We start from the raw sequence: 6,042 nt of genomic DNA on the forward strand, positions 1-6,042 counted from the left end.
CGCTATGAAGACCTGATACGCGGCTGGCCGGCCATGACCTATGGCCGGGATCGCTGGTGCCTTTACGTGGACATGGACGAGATGTTCGATTTCGAGGGGCGCGAGGTGCTCGGTATCGAAGGGCTGGTTCGCTATCTGGATGCCGGTGGATATACCGCGCTGGTCGCCCAGATGCTGGAGATGTTTCCCAAGGCGCCGCTGAGTGCCGTGGCCCGGCTGCCCTACGATGCGGTACTGCGGGAGTTCGTCTATTTCGACCTAAGCCATGTTGACCGGCGTGCCTATCATGATCCCGATATCGATTTTTCGGGGCTGCTGGCGCAGAACACCCTCTCCAATCCGGAGGTGGAGGTGGCCTTCGGCGGGGTGCGGGCCAAGGTTTTCGGAGAGGCCTGTTGCCTCACCAAACATCCGCTGATCTTCAACGGGCCCGATGTGGTGCCCGGGTTGCATCCGCATGTCTCGACGGGGGTGCATTGCGCTGATTTCACGGCACTCATCCGCCACTACAAGTTCGCCAATGATCCGGCGGGGCGCGATGCCGCCTCCGTTGCGCGGGAGGATCTGGCCCATGGGGAAGATACCTTGGGTGCCCGCCGGTTGAGCGCCGGGCCCGGTGCACGACTTTTTTCGCTGGACGCGCGCCGCTGGAACCGGATTGAACTGCTCTATCGAGCGGGGTTCCTCACGGGATCCGCGGGGTTTTCGGACCACGCGAAACGGCGGGCCGGATGAGCGTCGGCGCTGTCGTTATCGGACGCAACGAGGGCGACCGGCTGCTGGCCTGCCTTGACGCGCTGAAGGGGCAGGTGGCCGAGATTATCTATGTGGACAGCGGCTCCACCGACGGGTCGTGGGAGGCGGCGCGGGCCCGGGGGGTGCGGGTGGTCGCGCTCGATATGGCACAGCCCTTTACTGCAGCGCGGGCGCGGAACGCGGGCCTTGGCGCGCTGGGACCCGGGATTGAACTCGTTCAGTTCCTTGACGGGGATTGCGTGATTCAGCCGGAGTGGATCGGCGCGGCGCAGGATTTCCTGGCGGGGCACCCGGAAGTTGCCGTGGTCTGCGGACGGCGGCGTGAGGAACAGCCCGGGGCGAGCACCTATAACCGGCTTGTCGACAGGGAATGGGATACCCCCATCGGCGCGGCACTTGCTTGCGGTGGCGATGCGATGATGCGGCGCGCGCCACTGGAGGCGACGGGCGGCTACCGCGAAAGCCTGATTGCGGGCGAAGAGCCGGAGCTGTGCCTGAGGCTGCGCCGGGCGGGCTGGAAGGTCTGGCGACTGGACCGGGAGATGACGCGGCACGATGCGCGGATCACGCGGTTTGGCCAATGGTGGCGCCGCAGTATACGCGCGGGTCATGCCTTCGCCGAAGGTGCCTGGCTGCACGGCAGGGGGCCTGAACGCCATTGGGTGGCGGAGACCCGGCGGGCGGTGATCTGGGGCCTGGCCCTGCCGGTGTCGATCGTTTTGCTGGGGGCGGTGTTGTCGCCCTGGGCCCTGCTGGGGCTGCTGGCCTATCCCGCGCAGCTCCTGCGTTTGGCCGCAAAGGGCGGATGGTCTTGGGCGGTTTTCACGGTGCTGGGCAAATTCGCCGAAGCATGGGGCGTTCTGCGTTTCTGGTTGGGCCGCCTGCGGAGCCGGCCCGCAGGGATCATCGAATATCGCTGACCTGTGTATGGCGGCGCTGGCGCAGGGCCCGGACCACCAGCCCCGGCAGGATGGCAAAGCAGCGCGCATAGCGCGGTACCAGTCGACGGGGGCTTTGCAGGGCACGCCAGAACCATTCCAGCGCAAGGTCCCGCATCCAGCGCGGTGCGCGGCTTTGATGCCCGGCGAGAAAATCGAGACCCGCCCCGATGGAGGCAAAGCCCACATGCGGCGCCAGCGTGCGGCCCCTTGCCGCCAGAACCTCTTGCTTGGGGGCACCGAGTGCGAGAAAGCACAGACCCGCCCCGCTCTCTGCGAGCGCCCGCAGTGCGGCATCGGCGTCAGGCCCCGCGGGGTCGAACCCAAAGGCGGGGGCGTGGCGGTGAACGATGCGCAGCCCCGGCACGCGTGCTTCCAGCACATCGGCGGCGGCCTTCAGGGCCGGATCGGAACTGCCGAGCAGGGCAACGGGCACTTGCGCGCGCGCGGCCTCTGCACAGAGCGGCAGGACGAGATCGGAGCCCGGCATAAGCTCCACCTCCTCTCCTGCCAACCGGGAAAGCCAGACCACGGGCCGGCCGTCGGCGACAATGAAATTCTGCGCGGTATAGGCTTCGGCGAAGGCGGCGTCGCGGGGCAGCTTCGTCAGATGATCGAGGTTCAATGTGGCAAGGGTGAAACCTTCGCCTCTTGTAAACCGCTCTGCAACGGCGCGAAACAATGCTGCGCGCGTGTGCACATTGATCCGCAGCGGGCCCGCCGCCGTGTCGAAAATCACACGCGCCCCGATGCGATTTGCGGAGTGGTGCGCCGACCACCCACTGGTGTCTCATAGTCAATGTTATTGTTGATCAATGGGTTGCTTTCCATTCCTGATCCGATCCCGGTGAGGCATGTGCAAACTAGCGGGATGACAGCCTACGGGCCAGATGGTAATTTTACTCCTTAAGGCGGCGGTAGGCGAACCGCGCCCGGCAGGAGAGCGATGGGCAACGGCGTGGCATATCTGGCATTGGCGGTCTGGCCGCTGGTCAGCCTGATCCTGTTCCGCACGCTTACGCTGGAACGGGCGCTGATCTGGTCGATCCTTGGGGCCTATCTGATCCTGCCCCCGGTGACTGAGTTCAATCTGCCGCTGGTCCCGCCCATGAACAAGGCCACGATCCCCAGTCTCGCGGCTTTGCTGATCGTGCTGTTCGGCATCGACCGGCGGGTGCAGCTGCTTCCCCGGTCGAAACCCGCGCTCGTGCTTGCGGGCATTCTGGTCCTAGCGGCGATACCCACTGTCCTGACGAACCGCGATCCCATTTCCTTCGAAGTGCTGCCGGAATTCGAGTTCATCCGCTTCATCATCGCGGAACTGCCGGGCCAGTCGATTCGAGATGTGCTGTCCGTGCTGACGTCGCAACTTCTGATGATCGTGCCCTTCCTTTTGGCGCGGCAGTTTCTGTCGGGCGAGGATGCCCTGCGCGATCTACTGAAGGCGCTTTTCGCGGCAGGACTGATCGTCGCACTGCCTGCCATCATCGAAGTGGTGCTGACTCCGCAGCTTAACATCTGGGTCTACGGATTTTTTCAGCACAGTTTCGGCCAGACGATGCGCATGGGCGGCTTCAGGCCCATCCTGTTTCTGGAACATCCCCTCTGGGTGGCAATGCTGGTCTGTTCCTCGCTGTTGGCGGCGGTCGCGCTTGTGCGTGTGACGCCGGTGCTGGAGCGTTGGCGCATGGTATGCCTCGCGATCTTCCTCGCCTTCATCCTGGTGCTGTGCAAAAGCCTCGCGTCAATGATCTATGCGGTGTTGTTTGTGCCGGTGATGCTGCTGATGCCGTACCGCTGGATCATGCGTGTCGCCGCGGTATTCGCCGTCATCGCGGTCACATATCCGATGTTGCGCAACATGGGTGTCGTGCCGCTCGAAGCGATTTTGGCGCAGGCAGAGGCCATCGATCCGCTGCGGGAGCAATCGCTGGCCTTTCGGTTCGACAACGAGGAACAGCTACTGGAGCGCGCGGCGGAGCGGCCGCTTTTTGGATGGGGCGGTTGGGGGCGCAACCTGATCCGCGAAGCCGAAACCGGCGTTAACCTCAGCGTGCCGGACGGGCGCTGGATTATTATTTTCGGCACCTTCGGCTGGCTGGGCTACATCAGCGAATTCGGCCTGCTGGCATTTCCCGTCTTCTGGCTGGTCTGGCTGTACCGGGGCAAGCAAACGGTTTCGCCCTATGCGGCGGCGCTGGCCCTTATCTTGGGCATCCGAATGATCGACATGCTTTTGAACGCGACGCTCACTCCGGTGATCTGGATGGTGGCGGGGGCCCTTCTGGGTCATGCGGAAAGGCTTGCATGGGGGCCGGCACCTGAACCGCGCAGCCGGGGGGAACGGCTGGCGGACCGGCGGGCCCAGGGCGGCATAGGTTCCGGAAAGCGAACAATCTTGTGAAGGAACCTCGTTTCCGCCACGATTAGGGCATATTCTTTTCCGATCATGCTTTTGCGCGGGTCTCTTCGCGCGGCGTCCGATCGGTTCCGAAATTATGCGGAACCTGACCTTTCGGGCCGGGCGTGAACTGGAACCTGAGGGCAATTGGGCCGCTCCGGGGATTGCACTGTTGATTTTGGCTCGGAACGGGTAGGATGCCATCGAGGCTCATGTCCGGCGCCCGCGGACGATGAGAAAGAAGCTCAGACCATGACGACCGAAGGAAATCGTTCGCAAAGCGCAGGGGACATTGCCATCGTCGGCATGGCCGTCGACCTGCCCGGCGCAGGCGATCTCGCGGCCTATTGGACGAACCTGCGGGACGGCGTGAGATCGATCCGCCACCTGTCTGAAGAAGACCTGCGCGCCGCCGGGGAGGACCCGGCGCGGATGCGGCACCCCAGCTACGTGCCCGCTGCGGCCGATCTGGAAGGCTTCGACCGCTTCGATGCGGAGTTTTTCGGCTTCTCGCCCAAGGACGCCGCTATCCTCGATCCGCAGCACCGCAAGTTTCTCGAAGTGGCATGGCAGGCGATGGAGCAGGCGGGCCATCCGCCGCAGCGCATCGCGGGGAGAGACGTCGGCGTCTATGCCGGCTGCGGGATGGGTAATTATTTCTACGTCAACATCCGGTCCAATCCCGACCTGTTGGAGGACGTCGGCGATTTCCTTCTGCGTCACACCGGCAACGACAAGGATTTCCTCAGCACGCGGGTCAGCCATGTCTTCGACCTGCGGGGTCCGTCGATCAACCTGCAGACCGCCTGTTCGACCTCTCTCGTTGCCGTGCATTACGCTTGTCAGGCCCTACGCGCCGGAGAGGTTGGCATGGCCGTTGCCGGGGGCGTGACGATCGAGCTGCCGCAGGGGCGGGGCTATCTTTTCAGGGAAAACGAGATCCTGTCGCCGGATGGCAAATGCCACGCCTTTGATCATCGCGCGCAAGGAACCGTGTTCGGGTCTGGCGCGGGGGCCGTTGCGCTGCGCCGGTTGGAGGACGCGCTAGCCGATGGGGATCACATCTGGGCGGTGATCAAGGGTTCTGCCGTCAACAACGATGGGGCTGACAAGGCGGGCTACCTTGCGCCCTCGGTGGAGGGGCAGACCACCGCCATCGCCCGCGCGATGGATGACGCGGGCGTGGCGGCAGAAAGCATCGGCTATGTGGAATGCCACGGCACGGGCACCTACCTCGGCGATCCGATCGAACTTGCCGCACTTACGCAGGCCTTCCGGCAGGGGACCGATGCAACCGATTTCTGCCGTATCGGTTCGGTCAAGACCAACATCGGGCATCTCGATACAGCGGCAGGGGTGGCCGGGCTGGTGAAGGCCGCGCTGGCGCTGCATCACGCGCAAATCCCGCGCTCGCTTGGCTATGAAGCGCCCAACCCGGCGATCGCATTCGACGGATCGCCCTTTTCCGTGGCGCAAACCCTTCAGGACTGGCCCGCGCTTTCCCGCCCCCGCCGCGCCGGTGTCAACGCGCTGGGGGTGGGGGGCACCAACGCGCATGTGATCCTCGAACAGGCGCCGGAACGTGCGGCACCGCAGGAAAGCGACTGGCCATTCCAGCCGATCTGCATCTCGGGCCGGACGGAGGCCGCGCTCGACGCGAACGCCAAGGCGCTTGCGGCCCATCTGCGCGCCCATCCGGAACAGCCTCTGGCCGATGTGGCCTATACGCTGAAAGAGGGCCGCCACGCTTTTGCCAAACGCCGCGTGCTGGTGGCCCATAGCCCGCAGGAGGCGGCCGATCTGCTGGAGACGGGCGAGCCGCAGCAGGTCTTTAGCCATGACGCGCTTGCCGAGGGGCCGGGGGTTGTCTTCATGTTCCCGGGGGGAGGGGCGCAATACCCCGGCATGGCGCGCGATCTCTACGAGACGGAGCCGGTCTTTGCCGAA

At 64.7% G+C, this 6,042-nt stretch carries 5 protein-coding genes; 4 read left to right on the forward strand and 1 reads right to left on the reverse strand.

Features of this window, described 5'->3' with window-relative positions:
- Positions 1 to 735 (forward strand): hypothetical protein (locus A3764_RS25150; RefSeq protein ID WP_067951593.1); only part of this gene is annotated, 735 nt, incomplete at its 5' end.
- A complete protein-coding gene (locus A3764_RS11150) occupies positions 732 to 1,676 on the forward strand; it encodes a glycosyltransferase (RefSeq protein WP_067920073.1) in 945 nt (314 codons plus the stop codon). The genes A3764_RS25150 and A3764_RS11150, both read left to right, overlap by 4 nt.
- Here A3764_RS11150 and A3764_RS11155 read toward each other — a convergent pair.
- Positions 1,660 to 2,433 (reverse strand): WecB/TagA/CpsF family glycosyltransferase, encoded by a 774-nt coding sequence (locus A3764_RS11155; protein WP_067920071.1) that lies wholly within the window; start codon positions 2,431 to 2,433, stop codon positions 1,660 to 1,662. The genes A3764_RS11150 and A3764_RS11155 overlap by 17 nt on opposite strands.
- 207 nt (positions 2,434 to 2,640) lie before the next feature.
- On the opposite strand from A3764_RS11155, the gene A3764_RS11160 reads away from it, so the two are divergent.
- Both A3764_RS11160 and A3764_RS11165 read left to right on the forward strand, forming a co-directional pair.
- Positions 2,641 to 4,098, forward strand: coding sequence for a hypothetical protein (locus A3764_RS11160; RefSeq protein ID WP_067920069.1), 1,458 nt, complete (start codon positions 2,641 to 2,643; stop codon positions 4,096 to 4,098).
- 249 nt (positions 4,099 to 4,347) lie between these two features.
- A partial coding sequence (locus A3764_RS11165) for a type I polyketide synthase (RefSeq protein ID WP_150122145.1) occupies positions 4,348 to 6,042 on the forward strand: 1,695 nt, incomplete at its 3' end.

The organism is Sulfitobacter sp. HI0129, assembly GCF_001635395.1.
Lineage (GTDB): Bacteria > Pseudomonadota > Alphaproteobacteria > Rhodobacterales > Rhodobacteraceae > Sulfitobacter.